We start from the raw sequence: 21080 nt of genomic DNA, 5'->3' as shown, positions 1-21080 counted from the left end.
GGCGACCCCGCGGGGAGCGAGTTCGGCTGACGTTCACCGACCGCTCCTCGCGGGGTCGACCTGTGTGCGGGCGGCGGCCCTCCGGGCTCCCTAGCCTGCGCTGGTGCTGACTCGAGGGCTCGCCGGCAGCCTGCTCGTGCTCCTGGGGGGCCTGGTGGTCTCGACGCTGCCGGCCAGCTCGCCCGTGCTCGACGCCGACGCGCTGGTGGCGCTGCGCGCGCACCCGGCCGGGCGCATGCTCGGCCTGGCCGTGGTGCTCACCGGTCTGGGGCTGCTCGCCGCCTCCTGGCTGCGCCTGTGCCGTCGCGTCGCGCTGCCCCACGGTGAGAGCGCCGCCGACCGGCTGGCGCTGGTGCGCCACGCGTGCGTGGTCTGGTCGGCCCCGCTGGTGCTCGCACCGCCCCTGTTCTCCCGCGACGGCTGGTCCTACGCCGCCCAGGGCACGCTGGCCCACCTCGGGCTCTCTCCCTACGACCACGGCCCGTCGGTGCTCTCGGGCCCGGTGGTCGAGGCCGTCGACCCGATGTGGCTCGACACCCCCGCGCCCTACGGCCCGCTGCCGCTCGCGCTGGGCGACCTCGCCGCCGCCCACACCGGCAACCCGTGGGTGCTGGTGGTCGCCCACCGGGGCGTGGCGCTGGTGGGGCTGCTCCTGCTGGCCTGGGCGGTGCCGCGGCTGGCCCGCTGGAGCGGGGTCGACCCCGCCCTGGCCAGCGCGGTGGTGCTCGTGTCGCCGCTGATGCTGGCCAACGGCGTGGGCGGCCTGCACAACGACCTGCTGATGGTCGGCCTGATGGCCGCGGCCCTGGTGGTGGCCGCCGAGCACGGCTGGGCGGCCGGTGCGGTGCTGGGCGGACTCGCCGCCGCGGTCAAGGTGCCGGGCGGCCTGGTGTGCCTGGGCGTCGTCCTGGTCGGGCTGCCCGCGGCCGCGGGGACGCTCGAGCGGGTGCGCCGCGCCGTGGCGGTGGCCGGCGTCGCGGTCGGCACGCTGGTGGGCCTCGGCGCCGTGACCGGACTCGGACTCGGATGGGTCGCCGCGCTGGGCGTGCCGGGCACCGTGAGCACCCCGCTGTCGACGACCACGCTGGTGGGCGGCGCGCTCGACCGCGTCGCCGGACTGGTCGGGCTCGGCCCGGGCCCGCTGGACCTCGTCGACGTGCTGCGCACGGCGGGCACGCTGGCCGCCCTGCTGCTGGGCGTGTGGGCGCTGCTGCGCCGGCCCGCGGGCGACCGCGCCTCGGCGGTGGCCACCGTCGCCCTGGTGGTCGGGGCCACGGTGGTCCTCAGCCCCGTCGTGCACCTGTGGTACTTCCTGTGGGCCGCACCCTTCCTCGCCGTGCTGCGCCTCGACCGGCTCGGGATGGTCGCGCTGCTCGCGGCCTCCACCGTGCTCGGGCTGGTCGCCCCCCTCGACTCCTCGCTGCACGGCGCCTACCTCGCGATCGTGCTGGGCTGCCTGCTCGTGGCGGCGCTGCTGCCGGTGCTCCTGCTCACCCGCCGCGCCCGCGCCCGGCTCGGGCGCATCGCCCACGCCAGCCCGGCGCGCGCGCCCGCCCGGGGTGCGGGGCCCGCGTCGGGCGCTCAGCCCGCGGCGGGAGCGACGGTGCCGCGCACCTCGCCGAGCGTGATCCGACCGCCGGTGGTCGACGGCGCGGAGTAGCGCAGCACCACCTCGTCGCCGTCCTCGAGGAAGCCGCGCCCCGCGACCTCCACGCGCCCGCCCCGGGTCAGCTCGAGCAGGCAGCCCCGCTCGTCGTCACCGGGGCCGCTGATCGTGCCCGAGGCGAACAGGTCGCCGGTGCGCAGCGCGGCGCCGTTGGAGGTCAGGTGGGCCAGCATCTGCGCGGGCGCCCAGTAGGTCGTGGCGTACGACGGCCGGCTCACCACCGTGCCCGCCACCTCGACCTCGACCTGGACGTCGAGCCCCCGCGGGGTGGAGCCGTCGGCGTGGCGCAGGTGCGGCAGCGGGGCGGGCTCCTGGCCCGGGAGGTCGCACCAGGCCGCGTCGAGCGCCGCCAGCGGGGTCACCCACGCCGAGACCGAGGTGGCGAAGGACTTGCCGAGCATCGGACCGAGCGGCACGTACTCCCACGCCTGGAGGTCGCGCGCCGACCAGTCGTTGACGCCCACGACGCCGAAGACGTGGTCGGCCAGGGCGTCCACGCCCACCGTGCTCCCCAGGGCGCTCGGGACCCCGACCACGAAGCCGAGCTCGGCCTCGAGGTCCAGGCGCCGCGTGGGGCCGAAGGCCGGCCGGTCGGGCTCCTCGCGGGAGGGACGACCCTGGCCGCGGGGGCGGACGACCGGGGTGCCGCTGACGACCACGGTGCCCGCGCGGCCGTGGTAGCCCACCGGCAGGTGGCGCCACTGCGGGGGCAGCGGGTCCTGACCGGGCCGCAGGATCTCCGCCACGCGGGTGGCGTGGTGCTCGGAGGCGTAGAAGTCCACCAGGTCGGCCACCTCGAAGGGCAGGTGCAGCACGACGTCGGCCAGGTCGTGGGAGGGCGCGACCCCGGTGGCGGCCAGGTCGCGCACCTGCTCCCGGGTCTCGGCCCACACCGCCGGCCCCAGGGCCATCAGCGCGTTCAGCGACGCCGTGGCGAGCTCGGGACGCCCGGTGGACTTGGCCAGGTCGACCACCCGGTCGCCCAGCCGCGCCCCGACGCGGCGCGGACCGCCGTCGCGGGAGAAGACGCCGTAGGGCAGGTGGTCGAGGCCGAAGCCGTCCGCCGCGCCGTCCCCGGCGCCGTCGGGGCTCACAGGGCTCACAGGGTTCACAGGGCTCACAGGGCCACGCCCAGGTCGCGCAGGGCCGCGCCGAGGGCCTCGACCTCGGCCGGTGAGGCGAGGTCGGCGCCGGTGAGCCAGCGTCGGGCCCCCGCGAGCCCGTCCAGGCCGAGCAGCGCGGCCGCGTCGGCCGTCGTGAGCGCCTCGACGACCTCGCCGCGCGAGGCGCCGTCGAAGGCCAGGCGGGTGGCGGCCAGCAGCGCCAGCGGACCGGGGGCGGGCACGGGGGCGGCGCCGCACCCGCCGGCGTGCCACGGTGTCTCGCGGTCGAGGGCGGCGTCGACCAGCGCCACGAGCAGCCCGGGCTCCGTGGCGGCGGGCAGCAGCAGGCCGAGCTCGGCGGCGGCCAGCTCGTCGAGCGCCGCCAGCCAGGCGGCCGTGGGGCCGGTGGGGCCGAGGTCGCCCGCCGGCACGCCCACCTGCACGACGACGTCGTCGGCGAGGGCGCCCTCCCCGCGCGCCGCGTCGACCGCGGCGACGACCCGGCGGGCGTTGCCGGCCAGGTCGTCGAGGTCGCGCAGCGTCACCGCCAGCCTCGTCAGGCGCACCTGCGGCCGGCGCGCGCACCACCCGGCCGGGCCGGCCAGCTGGCCGGCCCCGCCGGTGACCGCGACGGCCACGGCGAGCCGGCCCTCCTGCGGCAGCGCCAGCCGCGGCAGGTCGGTGTCGGCGACCAGCGCCGCGCCCGGCAGGGAGCCGAGGCGCTCGTCGTACGACGGGGGGAGGGCGGGGTCGCTCACGACCGTGTCGGCGAGGGCGTGGGTCCACGGTGCGGGCACGACCGGCAGCCTAGAGGGCCGGAGCCGGCCACGCCGGGGCCACGGCGACGTCGCCGTCCGTTCACCGCGTGCCGCCACGGTGACCCGCGTGCGCATCGCCCAGCTGGCCAACTTCATCGGCCCGTCCTCCGGCGGCATGCGGACCGCCGTCGCCGCGCTCGGGCAGGGGTACGCCGCGGCCGGCGCGCGACGGCTGCTCGTCGTGCCGGGCCCGGTCGACGCCCGCACCGAGACCCCGGAGGGCGACGTCGTGCAGCTGCGCGCGCCGCGTGTCGGTGGCGGCTACCGCCTGATCGTCGAGCCCTGGCGCGTCACCGACGTGCTGGAGGACTTCGCGCCCACCTCGGTGGAGCTCAGCGACAAGACGACGCTGCTGCCCGTGGCGCGCTGGGCCCGTCGCCGTGGGGTCGGCAGCGTGCTCTTCTCCCACGAGCGCCTCGACGACATGCTCGCCCTGCGCACGGGCCTCGACCTCGGGGCCAAGGCCTCGGTGCGCGTGCTCAACCGGTTGCTCGTGCGCAGTGTCGACACCCTCGTGGTGACCTCCGACTACGCGCGCCGCGAGTTCGCGCAGGTCGCCGCGGCCGCCGGCTGCCCCGTCGCGCAGGTGCCGCTCGGGGTCGACCTCGCGACCTTCCGCCCCGACCCGTCGCGCGCCCCCGCGGGGCCGGAGCTGCGCCTGGTGCACGTCGGCCGGCTCTCGCGGGAGAAGTCGCCGCACCTGGCCGTCGCCACCGCCGTGGAGCTCCACCGTCGCGGGGTGCCCGTGCGTCTCGACGTCTACGGCGAGGGCCCGCACCGCGACGAGCTGGAGGCGCTGGCCGGCGCCTCACCGGTGCGCCTGCACGGCTACGTCGCCGGTCGCGCCGAGGTCGCCGGTCGGCTGGCCGCGGCCGACGTCGCCCTGTCGGTCTGCCCGGGGGAGACCTTCGGGCTGGCCGTGCTCGAGGCCCTGGCCTGCGGCACGCCGGTCGTCACCGCCGACCGCGGTGGCGCCCGCGAGCTGGTCGACGCCGCCTCGGGCGCCTGGGGCGCGCCCGACGCCGCCTCCCTGGCCGACGCGGTGCTGGAGCTCGCCGCCCGGCCGGAGGGTGCGCGCCGGGCGGCCGCCCGGGCCCGCGCCGAGCTCTTCACCTGGCCACAGACGGTCGAGGCGATGCTCGCCGTGCACGCACGCGTGTCGGGGCGGGCCAGGCTGTCGGCCTGACCCGCCCCGAGGCGGTGCTGCTGGGTGCTGCTGGGTGCTGCTGGGTGCTGCTGGTGCTGTCGGGTCAGCCGACCTTGACCACGTGGGTGCCGCCGGCGAACTTGTCGTGCCAGCCCTGGCGCTGGGCCTTGTCGCCGTTGATCTGCACGGCGATGACGATGACGGCCACGAGGGTCGCCAGGCTGCCGATGATCCCGAGGAACGGCACCAGCCCGGCCAGGCCGAAGGCGAGGAAGATGTTGCGCTTCACCGCGGTGGCGAGGGTCGGGTTGCCGCCCTCGGGGGCGACCACGCGCAGCTTGAGCAGCTGCTTGCCCAGCGTGGCGCCGCGGGAGGACTCCAGGAAGCCGAAGTAGGCGAGGTTGACGATGACGCCCAGCAGGGTCGCGGCCGCGGCGGCGGCGTAGCTCTGGCCGTCGGTGCCGGTGCCGCCGGTGGCGACCACCGCGCCGCCGAAGACCAGGCCGATGATGAAGCTGACGATGCCCATCAGCACACCGTCGATGAGCCGGGCCAGGAAGCGCTCGAGCAGACCCGCGGGCACCGGGCCGCCCGGCTGGCCGCCGTACTGCGGCGCGCCGTACTGGGGAGCCCCGTACTGGGGTGCGCCGTACTGCGGGGCGCCGTAGCCGGGCTGGCCGGCGCCCTGCTGGCCGTAGGGGTCCTGCGGGTTCGGGGGGTTCGGCGGGTCGTAGGACGACATGGTCTCTCCTGGGTGGGGCTCGGTGGGTGCTCGCACACCTCGGAGCCCGCAATCTAGCGGCGCGGCGCGGGCGTGAGCCAGGTCTGCCACCCGGGCAGGTGTGGTGGCGCTGGTGCGCCGGAGCATGATGGTGCCCATGAGCCGCACCGCCCCCCGCCACGACATCGACGAATCCGACCTCGAGGTCGGCGGCACCGCCCACGCCGCCGCCGGCAAGACCGCGGTCGCGGTCTCCATGAAGCGCTCCATCGAGCAGATGGGTGTCGTGCGCACCGCGCAGACCCTCCTCAAGCTCAACCAGGCCGACGGCTTCGACTGCCAGGGCTGCGCGTGGCCCGACCCCGACCCGTCGCACCGCCACACCGCCGAGTTCTGCGAGAACGGCGCGAAGGCGGTCACCGAGGAGGCCACCAAGCGCACCATCGGCCGGGAGTTCTTCGCCGCCCACCCCCTGGCGGAGCTGCGTGAGCGCACCGACTACTGGCTGGGCCAGCAGGGACGCCTCACCGAGCCGATGGTCGTGCGGGCCGGCGGCACCCACTACGAGCCGATCAGCTGGGACGACGCGTTCGCCCTCATCGGCGGCCACCTCACGGGTCTCGACAGCCCCGACGAGGCGGTCTTCTACACCTCGGGCAAGACCTCCAACGAGGCGGCGTTCGCCTACCAGCTCTTCGTGCGCGCCTTCGGCACCAACAACCTCCCCGACTGCTCCAACATGTGCCACGAGTCGACCTCGGTCGGCCTGGCCGAGGTGATCGGCATCGGCAAGGGCTCGGTCAGCCTGGAGGACATCCACGTCGCGAAGCTCATCGTGATCGCCGGCCAGAACCCCGGCACCAACCACCCGCGCATGCTCAGCGCGCTGGAGATCGCCAAGAAGAACGGCGCGAAGATCCTCGCGATCAACCCGCTGCGCGAGGCCGGCCTGGTGCGGTTCAAGAACCCCCAGACGCCCAAGGGCATGGCGCTCAACGGCACCGAGATGGCCGACATGCACCTGCCGGTCAAAATCAACGGCGACCAGGCGCTCTTCCAGGCCATCGGCTCGCTGCTCCTGGAGTGGGACGCCCTGGACCACGACTTCATCGAGCGCCACACCACCGGCTTCGAGGCCTGGGCCGAGACCGCCCGCGCGCTCGACTGGGACCTCGTCCTGCGCGCCACCGGCCTGAGCCGCGAGCAGATCGAGGCGGCCGCGCGGATGTTCGCCGAGTCCGACGCCACCACGATCTGCTGGGCCATGGGCATCACCCAGCACCGCAACGGCGTGGCCACGGTCAAGGAGATCTCCAACCTCGCCTTCCTGCAGGGCAACATCGGCAAGCCCGGTGCGGGTCTGTGCCCGGTGCGCGGGCACTCCAACGTGCAGGGCGACCGCACGATGGGCATCTGGGAGCGCCCGCCGGCGCACTTCCTCGACGCCCTCCAGGCGGAGTTCGGCTTCGACCCGCCCCGCGAGCACGGCGTCGACGCGGTCGCCGCCGTGTGCGAGATGCGCGACCACAAGATCAAGGTCTTCTTCGGCATGGGCGGCAACTTCGTCTCGGCGATGTCGGACACCACGGTCACCGAGGCGGCCATGCGCAACGCCGACCTGACCGTGCACGTCTCGACCAAGCTCAACCGCTCGCACGTCGTGCACGGCACGGAGGCCCTCATCCTCCCCGTGCTGGGCCGCAGCGAGAAGGACCACACCGGCGGCCGCGAGCAGCGCATCACCGTCGAGGACTCGATGTCGGCCGTGCACGCCTCCAAGGGCCCGCTCAAGCCGGCCTCGGAGCACCTGCGCAGCGAGGTCGACATCATCTGCTCGATGGCCCAGGCCACCATCGGCGATCGCCACGACCTCCCCTGGGACGCGTTCCGCTCCGACTACAGCGAGATCCGCCACCGCATCGCGCGGGTCGTGCCCGGCTGCGAGTCCTACGACGAGAAGGTCGCGCAGCCCGGCGGCTTCGTCCTGCCGCACCCGCCCCGTGACACCCGCACCTTCCCCACGAAGGTCGACAAGGCCGTCTTCACCGCGATCCCCACGGAGATCCTCGAGGTGCCGCAGGGCCGGCTGCTGCTGCAGACCATGCGCTCGCACGACCAGTTCAACACCACGATCTACGGTCTCGACGACCGCTACCGCGGCGTCAAGAACGGTCGCCGCGTCGTGTTCGTCAACCCCGAGGACATCACCGAGCTGGGGCTGGTCGACGGCCAGATGGTCGACCTGTGCAGCGAGTGGGAGGACGGCTCGCGGCGCGAGGCGCCGGCCTTCCGGGTCGTCTCCTACGAGCAGCCCCGCGGCTGCGCGGCGGCCTACTACCCCGAGACCAACCCCCTGGTCCCGCTGGAGTCCAAGGCGCTCGGCAGCAACCAGCCGGCCTTCAAGTCCGTGATCGTCACGCTGCGGCCCACCGACGCGGTCGCCGGCGACGAGGTCAACAGCAACGCCGGGGTGCTCTTCGACCCCAGCGTCGACGCCGACGACGAGACCAAGCACTGGGTCGAGCCCGACCAGCTCTCCTGACCGGCGCGGTCCAGGACGCAGCAGCCGTGAGCAACCTCGAGGAGCGACCCGACGAGGTCACCTGCGCCGCGGGGTCGACGACCGTGGAGGTCGTCGCCCCGCGGCTGGTGCCGCTCGGCGGCCCGCGGGGCATGACGGTGCGCCGCACGCTGCCCCAGCGGGGGCGCTCCCTCATCGGCGCGTGGTGCTTCCTGGACCACTACGGGCCCGACGACGTCGCCGCCACCGGCGGCATGGTCGTCGCACCCCATCCCCACACCGGCCTGCAGACCGTGAGCTGGCTGTTCACCGGCGAGGTGCAGCACCGCGACAGCCTCGGCACGGCCGCGATGGTGCGACCCGGTGAGCTCAACCTCATGACCGCCGGTCGGGGCATCAGCCACTCCGAGGTGTCGCCTCCCGGCACGACCACCCTCCACGGCGCGCAGCTGTGGGTGGCCCTGCCCGACGGCGCCCGCTCCGTCGACCCCGCCTTCGCCCACCACGCACCCGCACCGCGCACCGGGGACGGCTGGGTGGCCCGGGTGTTCCTCGGGTCGCTGCTGGGGGAGACCTCCCCGGTCTCCACCCACACCCCGTTGCTGGGCGCCGAGCTGCTGCTGGAGCCCGGGGCGCGGCTCGACCTCGACGTCGACCCCTCCTTCGAGCACGGGGTGCTGGTCGACACCGGCTCGGTCCACGCCGCGGGGGAGGCGGTCGAGGCCCACGAGCTCGCCTACGTGCCACCCGGGGCGGGCGCCCTGCCCCTGCACGCCGGTGCCGAGGGGGCGCGCCTGCTGGTGCTCGGCGGCCCGCCCTTCGGGGAGGCCATCGTGATGTGGTGGAACTTCGTGGGCCGCGACCACGACGAGGTCGTCGCCCACCGCGCCGCCTGGCAGGCCCAGGTCGAGGCCGGCGCGGGCCCCGACGGCGCCCCCGACCACGCCGCCGACGGTCCCTTCGGCGTGGTGCCCGATGAGTCGCTGGCGCCGATCCCGGCCCCCGACCTGCCGCGGGTGCGGCTGCGCGAGCGCCGGTGAGCGGCACCGGGGTGGGGCCCGTCGTCGGGGAGGACGGCGTGGCGCGGTGCCCGTGGGCGGGTGCGCCCGGCACGATGCGCGACTACCACGACCAGGAGTGGGGTCGGCCGGTGTCCGGGGAGTCGGCGTACTTCGAGCGGCTCACGCTGGAGGCCTTCCAGTCGGGTCTGTCGTGGTCGACGATCCTGGCCAAGCGTCCGGCCTTCCGCGAGGCGTTCCTCGGCTTCGACGCCGAGCGGGTGGCCGCCTTCGACGTCGCCGACACCGAGCGGCTGATGGCCGACGCCCGCATCGTGCGCAACCGCCGCAAGATCGAGGCCGCGCTCACCAACGCCGCGGCGACGGTCGCGCTGCGCTCCTCCGGTGGCCTGGAGGCGCTGGTGCTCGAGCACGCTCCGCAGGCTCCTCCGGCCCCGCACGACACCGGGGAGCAGCAGACCACCTCGCCGGAGTCCACGGCGCTGTCGAAGGCGCTGAAGCGGCACGGCTACGCCTTCGTGGGGCCGACCACGATGTTCGCCCTCATGGAGGCCGTCGGCGTCTTCGACCCCCACCTGCTCGGTTGCCACCGCAGGGGCGAGGTCACGCAGTAGCGTCCCGGCATGCGCGTGCACGCCTTCACCGACGACGCCCTGGCCGACCACGACGCCGTCGGCCTGGTCGCCGCGCTGCACAGTGGCGAGGTCTCGGTGCGTGAGGTCGTCGACGCGGCCGTCGCCCGGGTGGAGCGGGTCGACCCGGTCCTCGGCGCGGTCGCCCACGCCGCCCACGACCGGGCCCGCGCCGAGGCGCTCGACCCCCGGCCGGGCTTCTTCGCCGGGGTGCCGACGTACCTCAAGGACAACGTGGCGGCGGCGGGGATGCCCACGGGCGACGGCACCGACGCCTACACCGCGCCGGTGGCCAGGCGCGACGGCGACGTGGCCCGGATGGTCCGTGCGACGGGGCTCGTCGTGCTGGGCAAGACCCGGCTCTCGGAGTTCGGCTTCAACGCCGTCGCCGAGCACCCGCGTCTGGGGCCCGTGCGCAGCCCCTGGTCGACCGACCACCCGGCCGGGGCCTCGTCGGCCGGCGCCGCTGCGCTCGTGGCCGCAGGGGCCGTGCCGCTGGCCCACGCCAACGACGGAGGCGGCTCCATCCGCATCCCCGCCTCGGTCAACGGCCTGGTCGGCCTCAAGCCCACGCGCGACCGGCTGGCCCAGGACCGTGTGCACCGCGGCATGCCCGTGCGCATCGTCAGCGACGGGGTGCTGACGCGCTCGGTGCGCGACACCGCCGCCTTCCTGCGCGAGGCCGAGCGGGTCTACCGCGCGCTCCACCTCCCGCCCGTCGGCGACATCACCCGCCCCGGCCGTGCCCGGCTGCGTGTGGCGTTGAACACCACCGGCATGCGCCACGGCGCCAGCCCCGAGGTCGCGGCGCTGACGCGGGGCGTGGGTGCGCTCCTGGAGGAGCTGGGCCACCACGTCGAGGAGGTCGCCGAGGTGCCCGCCGACGCCTCCCTCCCCGACGACTTCCTGCTCTACTGGGCCTTCCTCGCCTGCGCCGTGGTCCGCACCGGCCGCCTGGCCCACCGCCGCGACTGGCACCCGAGCGGCTCGACCACCTCACCCGCGGGCTCGACCGCCACCTGCGCCGCCACGTGCACCACCTGCCCGCGTCACTGCTGCGGATGCGCCGGGCCCCCGACCGCTCCGCGGCCTTCTTCGCCCGTCACGACGTCCTGCTGACCCCCACCGTGGCCCACGAGACGCCGCTCCTGGGACACCTGTCACCGACCCTCGACCACGCCACGATCGTGGAGCGGCTGCTGGCCTGGGTGGCCTTCACCCCGGTGCAGAACGTCACCGGCGACCCGTCCGTGTCGCTGCCCCTGGCGACCACCTCCTCAGGGCTCCCGCAGGGGGTCGTGCTGTCCGCCGGCGCGGGGCGCGAGGCCCTGCTGCTCGAGCTGTCGCTGGAGCTCGAGCAGGCCCGTCCGTTCGCCTCCGTGAGGGGGTCTGGAGCGGCTCCCGGGGCCGTGTCCTGAGCGTCGCCGCGGGCCGATTTTTCGATCCCGCCCGGCGTGTGTATGGTTCTCGGTCGTTGCCCCTTTAGCTCAGTCGGCAGAGCGTCTCCATGGTAAGGAGAAGGTCTACGGTTCGATTCCGTAAAGGGGCTCTGGCACAGGCGTGACGCCCCCCGGGCTACTCTGGGGGGCGCACTCCTGCCCGTGTGGCGGGGTAGCTCAGGTGGTTAGAGCACACGACTCATAATCGTGGTGTCGCGGGTTCGAGTCCCGCTCCCGCTACCAATCTCCGCACCCATCGACGACCCGCAAGGACTTCCCGTGGCCAGCAAGAGCTCCGACGTTCGCCCCAAGATCACGCTCGCCTGCGTCGAGTGCAAGGAGCGCAACTACATCACCAAGAAGAACCGCCGCAACGACCCCGACCGGCTCGAGCTGGCGAAGTTCTGCCCCCGCTGCCGTCAGCACCAGGCTCACCGCGAGACCCGCTGACACCGCGTCCCCGACGCTCCACGACCCGCCCGGTCCGACCGGGCGGGTCGTCTGCTTTCCACGGGCCACCCTCCAGGGTCACGCCGCGTCGTCCCGGCCGCCGGCTGCGACTAGGTTGGGGCGCATGCCAGTCGACTCCTCGCTCGTCGGTCGTGCCTACCCGCCCACCCGGCCCTACCCGGTCTCGGAGGAGCGCCTCCGGGCCTTCGCGGAGGCCTCGGGCGGCTCCTGGGAGGGTGGCCCGGCCCCCGCGACGTTCCCGATCGTGCTCGCCTTCGACGCCATGAACGACTTCCTCGAGGCCGAGCAGGTCGAGCTGCGCCGCATCGTCCACGGCGAGCAGCGCTTCACCTACGCCCGCCCGGTGGTCGCCGGCGACGTGCTCACCGCGACGCTGACCGTGGCCACGCTGCGCCAGATCGGCGGCAACGACATCATCGGCACCAGCAGCGACATCTCCGACGCCGACGGTGCGCTCGTCTGCACCGCCACCGCCACCCTCGTCCACCGGGGCGAGGCGTGAGCGCGGCGCCGGGGGCGGGTGCCCTGGAGAAGGGCGCCGTGCTGGAGCCGCGCACCTTCTCCGTCACCCGTGCCGACCTGGTGCGCTACGCCGGCGCCAGCGGCGACTTCAACCCGATCCACTGGTCCGAGCGCGTGGCGACGTCGGTGGGTCTGCCGGGGGTCATCGCGCACGGCATGTTCACGATGGCCCTCGCCGCGCGGGCGGTGGCCGACTGGACCGACGGTGCCGAGGTCGTCGAGCTGGGCTGCAAGTTCACCCAGCCGGTCGTCGTGCCCGACGACGAGGACGGGGTCGAGGTCGTGGTGGGCGCGAGCGTCAAGGACGTCGCCGACGGTCTGGTCACCCTCGCCCTCGAGGTCACCTGCGGGGGCACGAAGGTGCTCGGCATGCCCCGTGCCGTCGTGCGCGCATGAGCGAGCGGCTGGCCGACCACACCACCCTGCGCGTCGGGGGCCCGGCGCAGCGCTTCGTCACCGCGACCACCGAGGAGGAGCTCCTCGCCGCCGTGCGCGAGGCCGACGCGGACGCCACCCCGGTGCTCGTGCTCGGCGGCGGGAGCAACCTGGTCGTCGCCGACGAGGGCTTCGCGGGCACGGTCGTCGCCGTCGCCACCCGCGGCGTGCGACCCGACGTCGACCCCGAGGAGGCCGCTTCCTGCGGCGGGGTCATGGTCGAGGTCGCCGCGGGGGAGGGCTGGGACGCCCTCGTCGCCCGTGCCGTCGAGGCCGGGTGGGCGGGCATCGAGGCCCTCGCCGGCATCCCCGGCGCGGTCGGCGCCACCCCGATCCAGAACGTCGGCGCCTACGGCCAGGAGGTCGCCTCCACCATCGCCTCGGTGCGCGTCTGGGACCGGGTCGACTCCCGGGTCCTCACGCTGGCCAACGCCGAGTGCGGCTTCGGCTACCGCCACTCCCGCTTCAAGGCCGAGCCCGGGCGCTTCGTCGTGCTCAGCGTGACCTTCCAGCTGCGCGTCGGCACCCTCGGCGAGCCGGTCCGCTACGCCGAGCTGGCGCGCGCCCTCGGCGTCGAGGTCGGCCAGCGCGCCCCGCTCGTCGACGTGCGTGCGGCCGTGCTCGGACTGCGCCGCGGCAAGGCGATGGTGCTCGACGCCGCCGACCACGACACGTGGAGCGCCGGCTCGTTCTTCACCAACCCCGTCGTGGCCCCCGGCGACCTCCCCGAGGGCGCCCCGGCCTGGCCGCAGCCCGACGGCCGCGTCAAGACGTCGGCGGCCTGGCTGATCGAGCACGCCGGCTTCGGCAAGGGCCACGGCTCGGGCCCCGCGACGCTGTCGACGCGTCACACCCTCGCCGTCACCAACCGCGGTGCGGCGCGGGCGGCCGACGTCCTGGAGCTGGCCCGCGAGGTCCGCGACGGCGTCGAGGCGCGCTTCGGCGTACGCCTGGTCAACGAGCCGGTGCTGGTGGGCTGCTCGCTGTGACCCCGCGCCGGGTCCTCAGACCGAGGAGCCGGCGACCGCGAGCGTGACCAGCAGCACTGCCGCGAGCACGCCCAGGCCGAGCAGCACGGTGCCGACGATGCCGAGGACCATGCCGGTGTTGGCCTCGCTGCGCCCGCTCCAGCGGCCCGGCTCGGCCTCGATCTCCCGCTTGGCCTTCGCCCCGACGTACCACGCGAAGGGCGACACCAGCACGGGCAGGCCGCACACGAACATGCCGCCGATCGCCACGATGCCGAGCACGAGGGCGGTGTTGGCCTGGGGGTGGGTGGTCGTCGGGGCTGCATACCCGTAGGGCTGGCCGTAGGGCTGCTGTCCGTACGGCTGGCCGTAGGGCTGCTGGCCGTAGGGCTGGGTCGCGGGCGGCTGGCCGTAGGGGCCCTGGGCGGAGGAGGCCTGTCCGTAGGGGGCCTGCGGCTCGGGCGGCCGGCCCTGCCCGGACGCCGGAGCGTCGCCTGACCGTCCCGCGCCGCCGTAGGGCTGGTGCGTGGGGGGCATCGTCTCGTCGGGGTCGCTCACGGGGCGATCCTCCCATCCGGGGCGCGTTCGCGGGGGCCGCCGCGGCGATCGGGACCGGGTGGCCGGGAGCAGCCGACCGGGTGCCGGGCGCGGGAGCCTAGGGCGCAGGGGCCCGCAGCCAGTCGTCGACCTCGGCGAGCGCGCGCTCGCGCAGGTCGCCGGGAGCCCGGGAGGCCCGCAGCGACATCCGGGCCAGGTCGGCCAGCCGGGTGTCGTCGAGGTCGTGGGCGGCGCGCATCGTGGCGTACTGCCCGGCCAGGCGCGAGCCGAAGAGGAGCGGGTCGTCGGCGCCGAGGGCGACCTGGGCACCGGCGGCCAGCAGGGTGGGCAGCGGCACCGAGGTGAGGTCGCTGTAGACGCCCAGGGCGACGTTGGAGACCGGGCAGACCTCCAGCGCCACACCGGCCGCGACCAGCTCGTCGAGCAGGCGCGGGTCCTCGGCCGAGCGCACGCCGTGGCCCAGGCGGTCGGCCCCCAGGGCGTCGAGGCAGCGGCGCACCGATGCCGGCCCCAGCAGCTCCCCACCGTGGGGGGCGAGCAGGAGGCCGGCGCGGCGGGCGATGGCGAAGGCCGGGCCGAAGTCCTCGGTCACCCCGCGGCGCTCGTCGTTGGAGAGCCCGAAGCCGACCACGCCCCGCCCGGCGTACTGCGCGGCGAGCCGGGCCAGGGTGCGGGCGTCGAGCGGGTGGCGGGTGCGGTTGGCGGCGACGACCACGCCGATGCCCAGGCCCGTGGCGCGCGAGGCCTCCGCCACGGCGTCGAGCACCAGGTCGGTGAAGGCGGTGATGCCCCCGAAGCGGGCGCCGTAGCCGCTCGGGTCGACCTGGATCTCCAGCCACCGGCCGCCGTCGCGCACGTCGTCCTCCGCGGCCTCGCGCACGAGCCGGCGCACGTCGGCCTCGGTGCGCAGCACCGAGCGCGCGACGTCGTAGAGCCGCTGGAAGCGGAACCACCCCTTCTCGTCGGCGGCGCTCAGCCGGGGCGGCCAGTCCTCCACCAGGGAGTCGGGCAGTGCGATGCCGTCGCGCTCGGCCAGCTCCAGGAGCGTGGCGTGGCGCATCGACCCCGTGAAGTGCAGGTGGAGGTGGGCCTTGGGCAGGGCCTGGAGGTCGCGCACGCCGGCCATCGTAGGGCTGGTCGCCCAGGGCGCCCGGACCGGTTTTTGGCGCCTGCCGGGTGCAGTGCGTAGAGTTCTCGTCTGGCGGTCTGTCCACATGCTTCGGCATGCCCGCGGTCCGCCGGAGGGCACTAGCTCAACTGGCAGAGCATCGGTCTCCAAAACCGAAGGTTGGGGGTTCAAGTCCCTCGTGCCCTGCAGGACAACCGGTCGGACCCGACCGGTCGGACTCAACGAGGAGAGGTGACGGTCGTGTCGGACAGCAAGGCGGTCCGCGACCCGGGCGACAGCAGCACCGCGAAGCGCACGAGCCTGCCGACGTTCTACCGCCAGGTCGTCGCCGAGCTCCGCAAGGTCGTCTACCCGACCCAGGAGCAGCTGGTCACCTACTTCTTCGTGGTGATGGTGTTCGTCCTCGTGATGATGGCGCTCGTGTCGGCCCTCGACCTCGGCCTGGGCCGCCTGGCGTTCGCCGTCTTCACCGGCAACGCCGCGCAGTAGCGACGCGCACCCACCGCTGGCCCCCCGGGGCGGGCACCCGGCACCGGCCGACGCCGTGCCGACGACGAGACACAGACCTGATGGAGCACTTGTGACGGAGCAGCACGACTCGATCGAGACCGAGGAGACCGACGCGGCCCTCGAGACGTCGGGCAACCCCGACGAGGCGCCCGGCGCCGTCGACGAGCTGGGTCTGCCCCTCCAGGCGACCGAGCCCGTGGACGTGGTCGAGGACACCAGCGACTCCGAGGGCCTCCCCGGTGACGACGCCGAGGCCGACGCAGCCGATGAGGCCGACGGCGGGTCCGACGGTGACGAGCCCGACGAGGACGACCCGCTCGAGCGCTTCCGCCGCGAGCTGTGGGCCAAGCCCGGCGACTGGTTCGTCGTGCACACCTACTCCGGCATGGAGAACCGGGTGAAGTCCAACCTCGAGAACCGCATCATCTCCCTCAACATGGAGGACTACATCCACGAGATCGTGGTCCCCACCGAGGAGGTCGCGGAGATCAAGAACGGCCAGCGCAAGATGGTGCGACGCACCGTCCTGCCGGGCTACGTCCTCGTGCGCATGGACCTCACCGACGAGTCGTGGTCGGCCGTGCGCCACACGCCGTCGGTCACCGGCTTCGTCGGCAACAGCCACCAGCCCGTGCCGCTGACCATGAGCGAGGTCGAGGACATGCTCGCCCCCGCCGTCGTGGCCCGCGCCGAGGCCGAGGCCGTCGCGACCGGCACCTCGACCCCCGGCAGCGCCACCACCGCGAAGAAGCCCGTCGAGGTCGCCGACTTCGACGTGTCCGACTCCGTCATGGTGGTCGACGGTCCGTTCGCCACGCTCCACGCCACGATCACCGAGATCAACGGTGAGTCGCAGAGGGTCAAGGCCCTCGTCGAGATCTTCGGCCGGGAGACCCCGGTCGAGCTGAGCTTCAGCCAGATCCAGAAGGTCTGAGGCCCGGCCGCCCCCGAGGCGGCCAGCACCACGCACATGTGGCAGGGGGACCGCCCCCGTCATGACCACGGAAGAGAGAAGTAGAGATGCCTCCGAAGAAGAAGATCGCCGCACTGGTCAAGGTGCAGCTCCAGGCCGGCGCCGCGACGCCGGCCCCGCCGGTCGGTACCGCCCTCGGTCCGCACGGTGTCAACATCATGGACTTCTGCAAGGCCTACAACGCCCAGACCGAAGCCATGCGCGGCAACGTGATCCCGGTCGAGATCACCATCTACGAGGACCGGTCCTTCACCTTCATCACGAAGACCCCTCCGGCCGCCGAGCTGATCAAGAAGGCCGCCGGCCTCAAGAAGGGCTCGGGCGTCCCGCACAAGGAGAAGGTCGGCAAGCTGACCAAGGACCAGGTGCGCGAGATCGCCACGACCAAGCTCCCCGACCTGAACGCGAACGACATCGACGCCGCGATCAAGATCGTCGAGGGCACCGCCCGCTCCATGGGCATCACCACCGACTGACGCACCACCTCCACGCACCACGTGGCAGGGCCGCGCTGGCCCACCTGACCACACCTGGCATTCGACGAAAAGAGACCCAGACATGCAGCGCAGCAAGACCTACCGCGCGGCGGCCGAGTCGTTCGACAAGGACGAGATCCACGCCCCGCTGGCCGCGATCAAGATCGCCAAGACCACCAGCAAGAAGAAGTTCGACGAGACCGTCGACGTCGTGATGCGCCTCGGCGTCGACCCCCGCAAGGCCGACCAGATGGTCCGCGGCACGGTCAACCTGCCCCACGGCACCGGCAAGACCGCCCGCGTCCTCGTCTTCGCGAACGGCGACAAGGCCGAGGCCGCCCGCGAGGCCGGCGCCGACGTCGTCGGCGGCGACGACCTCATCGAGAAGGTCTCCGGCGGTTGGCTCGACTTCGACGCCGTCGTGGCGACCCCCGACATGATGGGCAAGGTCGGCCGCCTCGGCCGCGTGCTCGGCCCCCGCGGCCTCATGCCGAACCCGAAGACCGGCACCGTCACCCCCGACGTGGCCAAGGCCGTCACCGACATCAAGGGCGGCAAGATCGAGTTCCGCGTGGACCGTCACGCCAACCTGCACTTCATCATCGGCAAGGCCTCGTTCTCCGAGACCCAGCTGGCCGAGAACTACGCCTCGGCGCTCGAGGAGGTGCTGCGGCTCAAGCCCGCCAGCTCCAAGGGCCGCTACATCAAGAAGGTCACCGTCTCGACGACCATGGGCCCCGGTGTCCAGGTCGACCCGAACCGCGTGAAGAACGTCGCCTCCGACGACGAGGCCACGGCCTGAGCGCTGCGGTCCCGCGCGCCGCTGGCGCGCGACCGGCCTGACGACGAAGGCCCGGCGCCCCCGCGGGGGGGCACCGGGCCTTCGTCGTACGCCGGGAGCGCCGGCTCAGCCGCTGAGCGACTCGGCGGCCGCGAGCGCCACGCAGGTGGCGACGCCGGCCATCGCGGTCTCGACCTCGCCCAGCGAGGGGAAGGTGGGGGCCAGGCGGATGTTGCGGTCGCGGGGGTCCCGGCCGTGGGGGAAGGACGCCCCTGCCGGGGTCAGGGCGATGCCGGCCGCCTTCGCCAGCTCCACCACCCGCGACGCGGTGCCGTCGAGCACGTCGAGGTTGACGAAGTAGCCGCCGGTGGGACGGGTCCACTCCGCGACGTCGAGGCCCTCGAGCTCGGCGGTGAGGGCCGCGTCGACGGCGGCGAACTTCGGCGCGATGATCTCGCGGTGCTTGCGCATGTGCGCGCGCACCCCGTCGGCGTCGCCGAAGAACTCGGCGTGGCGCAGCTGGTTGACCTTGTCGGGGCCGATGGAGGCCATGCCGAGGTGGCGCAGGAACCACGCCTTGTTGGCCTCCGAGAGCGCCACGACGGCGACACCGGCGCCGGCGTAGGTGATCTTGGAGGTCGAGGCGAACATGATCGGGCGGTCGGGGTGGCCGGAGGCGGCGGCGAGGCTGAAGGCGTCGGCGCTCTTGACCTCGGCGTCGGTGAGGTGGTGCACCGCGTAGGCGTTGTCCCAGAAGACGCGGAAGTCGGGCGCGGCGGTCGGCATCGCCATGAGTCGCGCCGCGACCTCCTGGGAGCACACCGAGCCCGAGGGGTTGGCGTAGGTGGGCACGATCCACAGCCCCTTGACGCTCGGGTCGTCGGCGACCAAGGCGGCGACGGCGTCGACGTCGGGGCCGTCCTCGTGCATCGGCACCGTCACCATCTCGATGCCGAAGTCGGCCAGCATGGAGAAGTGGCGGTCGTAGCCGGGCACCGGGCAGACGAACTTCACGACCTCCTCGTCCTTCCAGGGGCGGTCGACGCCCGGCGCCCCCCACAGCAGCAGGTCGGTGACGACCTGGTGCATCAGGGTCAGGCTCGAGTTGCCCTGGCACAGCACCTGGGCGGTCTCGACGCCGAGGAGGTCGGCGAAGATCTCACGCAGCTCCAGGAGGCCCTCGAGACCGCCGTAGTTGCGCACGTCGGTGCCGGACCGGTCCGTGGTGGTGGTCGGCAGCGAGAGCAGCCGGTCGGAGAGGTCGAGCTGCTCGCTCGACGGCTTGCCGCGGGTCAGGTCCAGCTTCAGGCCGCGGGCCTGGAGGGCGGCGTAGTCGTCGGCGCGTGCCGAGCGGTAGGCCGCGAGGTCGTCGGCGGACAGGGTGCTGAGCGGGGCTCGCTGGGTCATGCCCCGATCCTGCCAGCGTCGCGGTCCGCGGGCACGCGCGGTCCGCGGCGGGAGGGGTGCGGTAGCGGCGCAGCGACGGGCCACCCGCGATTTGGGTGCGCCCCGCCGGGCGGCGTACTGTCCTGCCTTGTAACCAGAGACCGCCGGTTGTCGTGTCGCACCAGCAGCACGATCGAAGGCTCCGCGAGAGCGGACGACCCGCGCAGGATGCAGAGCAGCTGATCGTCACGATCCTCGCCCTGAGCCTGCGCTCGGGGCGTTCGTCTTTTCCGGGGATCGGGCGGTGGTCTCCCAGATCGGAAGGAGACCCATGTCGCGAGCTGACAGGCAGGCGGCTGTCGCGGAGATCGTGGAGTCGTTCAACGACGCCGCGGGCGCCGTGCTGACCGACTACCGCGGTCTCACCGTGAAGCAGCTGCAGGAACTGCGGCGCTCCCTCGGCGAGAACGCCAACTACGCCGTGGTCAAGAACACGCTGGCCAAGATCGCCGCCAACGAGGTGGGCATCTCCGGCTTCGACGACCTGCTCGCCGGCCCGACCGCGATCGCCTTCATCCAGGGCGACGTCGTCGAGGCGGCCAAGGGTCTGCGTGACTTCGCCAAGGCCAACCCCGCCCTGATCATCAAGGGCGGTGTCCTCGACGGACAGCCCCTCGACGCCGCCGAGATCGCCAAGCTGGCCGATCTCGAGTCGCGCGAGGTGCTCCTGGGCAAGATGGCCGGCGCCATGCTGGCCAGCCTCAGCCAGGCCGTCTACCTGCTCAACGCCCCCCTCGCCCAGGCCGCCCGCGTCGCGGGTGCGCTCCAGGCGAAGGCCGAGCAGGACCCCTCGATCCTCGCAGGTGGTGCCGGCACGCCGGCCGCCGCCGAGGAGGCCCCGGCCGAGGCTCCGGCCGACGCCGATGCCCCCGCCGACGAGGCGCCCGCTGCCGCGGACGTCTCTGACGAGGGCGACGCCACCGAGGCCTGATCCGTCCAGGATCCGGCTCCGGCTACCCACCACCTGAAACCCGGCCCGGCGCGCGAGCGCCGAGCCACCGAATGGAAGGAACCGCCACCATGGCGAAGCTCACCACCGACGAGCTCCTCGACGCGTTCAAGGAGATGACCCTCATCGAGCTCTCCGAGTTCGTGAAGCAGTTCGAGGACACCTTCGGCGTCACCGCTGCGGCCCCGGTCGCCGTGGCCGCCGCCCCCGCTGCCGGCGGCGCCGCCGGCGGTGCGGCCGAGGAGGCCCAGGACGAGTTCGACGTCATCCTCGAGGCTGCCGGCGACAAGAAGATCAACGTCATCAAGGAGGTGCGCGCCCTCACCTCGCTCGGCCTGAAGGAGGCCAAGGAGCTGGTCGAGGCCGCGCCGAAGGCCGTCGTCGAGAAGGTCGACAAGGCCACCGCCGACAAGGCCAAGGAGGCCCTCGAGGGCGCCGGGGCCACCGTCTCCCTGAAGTGACCTCGGCGTGACCCCTGTGGTCACGCCACCGCCGGCCCCGGCCGGCACCGCTGCACCCGCTGGGGGCGGCTCCGCGCACGACGTGCGCGGGGTCGCCCCCAGCGTCGTTCAGCGACGTCTCCGCCGTCGCGCCCGGCGCCCTCGCGCGAGGCGGGACCGGTCCGGTGTGCCGACCGGTCGGGTGCACGGTCGTGCACCGGGTCTCGGGTCGGTCTCGGTTCCTGGGTTCGCCGTGACGGAGGTGACAATATTGCGTAACCTCACCGCGGTAACCCCGTTGTTACTCATCAGTGTGCTGCGCGGATTGGGACGCGCGTCACGCGGAGGCAGCGGTC

The 21080-nt window shown here is 73.9% G+C and carries 23 protein-coding genes and 3 tRNA genes; 20 read left to right on the top strand and 6 right to left on the bottom strand.

The window, feature by feature from the left end:
• The first annotated feature begins 103 nt into the window (after nt 1-103).
• Nucleotides 104-1660, top strand: coding sequence for a polyprenol phosphomannose-dependent alpha 1,6 mannosyltransferase MptB (gene mptB / locus M3673_RS06445; RefSeq protein ID WP_251532613.1), 1557 nt, complete (start codon nt 104-106; stop codon nt 1658-1660).
• On the opposite strand, the gene M3673_RS06440 is transcribed toward mptB, so the two are convergent.
• Together M3673_RS06440 and M3673_RS06435 are read right to left on the bottom strand one after the other, a co-directional pair.
• A complete protein-coding gene (locus M3673_RS06440) occupies nt 1582-2769 on the bottom strand; it encodes a fumarylacetoacetate hydrolase family protein (RefSeq protein WP_251532612.1) in 1188 nt (395 codons plus the stop codon). The genes mptB and M3673_RS06440 overlap by 79 nt on opposite strands.
• 14 nt (nt 2770-2783) lie before the next feature.
• Nucleotides 2784-3566: a hypothetical protein gene (locus tag M3673_RS06435; protein WP_251532611.1), complete on the bottom strand. Its 783-nt coding sequence runs from the start codon at nt 3564-3566 to the stop codon at nt 2784-2786.
• Nucleotides 3567-3645: 79 nt separating this feature from the next.
• On the opposite strand from M3673_RS06435, the gene M3673_RS06430 reads away from it, so the two are divergent.
• Nucleotides 3646-4773 (top strand): glycosyltransferase, encoded by a 1128-nt coding sequence (locus M3673_RS06430; RefSeq protein WP_193662002.1) that lies wholly within the window; start codon nt 3646-3648, stop codon nt 4771-4773.
• 64 nt (nt 4774-4837) lie between these two features.
• Here the strand turns inward: M3673_RS06430 and M3673_RS06425 are convergent, their stop codons facing one another.
• A complete protein-coding gene (locus M3673_RS06425; protein ID WP_251532610.1) occupies nt 4838-5476 on the bottom strand; it encodes an RDD family protein in 639 nt (212 codons plus the stop codon).
• Nucleotides 5477-5612: 136 nt separating this feature from the next.
• Here M3673_RS06425 and M3673_RS06420 point away from each other — a divergent pair, with 136 nt between their 5' ends.
• From M3673_RS06420 to M3673_RS06370, 11 genes are all read left to right on the top strand, one after another.
• Entirely contained in the window at nt 5613-7997 is a 2385-nt protein-coding gene (locus tag M3673_RS06420; protein WP_251532609.1) for an FdhF/YdeP family oxidoreductase, read from the top strand.
• A gap of 26 nt (nt 7998-8023) precedes the next feature.
• Nucleotides 8024-9016, top strand: coding sequence for a pirin family protein (locus M3673_RS06415; RefSeq protein WP_251532608.1), 993 nt, complete (start codon nt 8024-8026; stop codon nt 9014-9016).
• Nucleotides 9013-9609, top strand: coding sequence for a DNA-3-methyladenine glycosylase I (locus M3673_RS06410; RefSeq protein ID WP_308196105.1), 597 nt, complete (start codon nt 9013-9015; stop codon nt 9607-9609). The genes M3673_RS06415 and M3673_RS06410 overlap by 4 nt, the downstream gene beginning before the upstream one ends.
• A gap of 9 nt (nt 9610-9618) precedes the next feature.
• Nucleotides 9619-10746 (top strand): amidase, encoded by a 1128-nt coding sequence (locus M3673_RS06405; protein ID WP_251532607.1) that lies wholly within the window; start codon nt 9619-9621, stop codon nt 10744-10746.
• Nucleotides 10659-11045: an amidase family protein gene (locus M3673_RS06400; protein WP_374108180.1), complete on the top strand. Its 387-nt coding sequence runs from the start codon at nt 10659-10661 to the stop codon at nt 11043-11045. The genes M3673_RS06405 and M3673_RS06400 overlap by 88 nt, the downstream gene beginning before the upstream one ends.
• Nucleotides 11046-11103: 58 nt before the next feature.
• Nucleotides 11104-11176 (top strand) — tRNA-Thr (locus M3673_RS06395).
• A gap of 56 nt (nt 11177-11232) precedes the next feature.
• Nucleotides 11233-11309 (top strand) — tRNA-Met (locus M3673_RS06390).
• Between the two features lie 36 nt (nt 11310-11345).
• Complete coding sequence (gene rpmG, locus M3673_RS06385; protein ID WP_056864794.1) at nt 11346-11516, top strand: 50S ribosomal protein L33; 171 nt, start codon at nt 11346-11348, stop codon at nt 11514-11516.
• Between the two features lie 124 nt (nt 11517-11640).
• Nucleotides 11641-12039, top strand: a complete 399-nt coding sequence (locus tag M3673_RS06380) for a MaoC family dehydratase N-terminal domain-containing protein (protein WP_056864793.1) — start codon at nt 11641-11643, stop codon at nt 12037-12039.
• Nucleotides 12036-12455, top strand: a complete 420-nt coding sequence (locus M3673_RS06375; protein WP_251532605.1) for a MaoC/PaaZ C-terminal domain-containing protein — start codon at nt 12036-12038, stop codon at nt 12453-12455. Before M3673_RS06380 ends, M3673_RS06375 begins: the two co-directional genes overlap by 4 nt.
• Entirely contained in the window at nt 12452-13483 is a 1032-nt protein-coding gene (locus M3673_RS06370) for a UDP-N-acetylmuramate dehydrogenase (protein WP_251532604.1), read from the top strand. The genes M3673_RS06375 and M3673_RS06370 overlap by 4 nt, the downstream gene beginning before the upstream one ends.
• Nucleotides 13484-13498: 15 nt before the next feature.
• On the opposite strand, the gene M3673_RS06365 is transcribed toward M3673_RS06370, so the two are convergent.
• Both M3673_RS06365 and M3673_RS06360 read right to left on the bottom strand, forming a co-directional pair.
• Nucleotides 13499-14020, bottom strand: a complete 522-nt coding sequence (locus tag M3673_RS06365) for a hypothetical protein (protein WP_251532603.1) — start codon at nt 14018-14020, stop codon at nt 13499-13501.
• A gap of 97 nt (nt 14021-14117) precedes the next feature.
• Complete coding sequence (locus M3673_RS06360; protein ID WP_251532602.1) at nt 14118-15146, bottom strand: adenosine deaminase; 1029 nt, start codon at nt 15144-15146, stop codon at nt 14118-14120.
• Between the two features lie 116 nt (nt 15147-15262).
• Between M3673_RS06360 and M3673_RS06355 the strand changes: the two genes are divergently transcribed.
• The 5 genes from M3673_RS06355 (at nt 15263) to rplA (ending at nt 17910) form a co-directional block, all read left to right on the top strand.
• Nucleotides 15263-15335: transfer RNA gene (locus tag M3673_RS06355), tRNA-Trp, on the top strand.
• 54 nt (nt 15336-15389) lie between these two features.
• Nucleotides 15390-15638, top strand: a complete 249-nt coding sequence (gene secE / locus M3673_RS06350; RefSeq protein ID WP_056865227.1) for a preprotein translocase subunit SecE — start codon at nt 15390-15392, stop codon at nt 15636-15638.
• 91 nt (nt 15639-15729) lie between these two features.
• On the top strand, nt 15730-16593 hold the full coding sequence (nusG, locus tag M3673_RS06345) for a transcription termination/antitermination protein NusG (RefSeq protein ID WP_162242282.1): 864 nt from the start codon (nt 15730-15732) through the stop codon (nt 16591-16593).
• A gap of 86 nt (nt 16594-16679) precedes the next feature.
• On the top strand, nt 16680-17108 hold the full coding sequence (rplK, locus tag M3673_RS06340; protein ID WP_056864789.1) for a 50S ribosomal protein L11: 429 nt from the start codon (nt 16680-16682) through the stop codon (nt 17106-17108).
• An 82-nt stretch (nt 17109-17190) separates the two neighbouring features.
• Nucleotides 17191-17910: a 50S ribosomal protein L1 gene (gene rplA, locus M3673_RS06335; RefSeq protein ID WP_056864788.1), complete on the top strand. Its 720-nt coding sequence runs from the start codon at nt 17191-17193 to the stop codon at nt 17908-17910.
• A gap of 105 nt (nt 17911-18015) precedes the next feature.
• On the opposite strand, the gene M3673_RS06330 is transcribed toward rplA, so the two are convergent.
• The gene (locus tag M3673_RS06330; protein WP_251532601.1) at nt 18016-19296 is read right to left on the bottom strand and encodes an aminotransferase class I/II-fold pyridoxal phosphate-dependent enzyme; all 1281 of its coding nucleotides are present in this window, start codon (nt 19294-19296) and stop codon (nt 18016-18018) included.
• A gap of 310 nt (nt 19297-19606) precedes the next feature.
• Between M3673_RS06330 and rplJ the strand changes: the two genes are divergently transcribed.
• Together rplJ and rplL are read left to right on the top strand one after the other, a co-directional pair.
• Complete coding sequence (gene rplJ / locus M3673_RS06325) at nt 19607-20266, top strand: 50S ribosomal protein L10 (protein WP_251532600.1); 660 nt, start codon at nt 19607-19609, stop codon at nt 20264-20266.
• Between the two features lie 89 nt (nt 20267-20355).
• Entirely contained in the window at nt 20356-20745 is a 390-nt protein-coding gene (gene rplL, locus M3673_RS06320; RefSeq protein ID WP_056864785.1) for a 50S ribosomal protein L7/L12, read from the top strand.
• The last annotated feature ends 335 nt before the right edge of the window (nt 20746-21080 follow it).

The sequence above is a fragment of the Nocardioides sp. P86 genome (assembly GCF_023712465.1).
GTDB lineage: Bacteria > Actinomycetota > Actinomycetes > Propionibacteriales > Nocardioidaceae > Nocardioides > Nocardioides kribbensis.
Note: the sequence above shows the minus strand (reverse complement) of the source record. Positions and strands in the feature narration are given on the sequence as shown.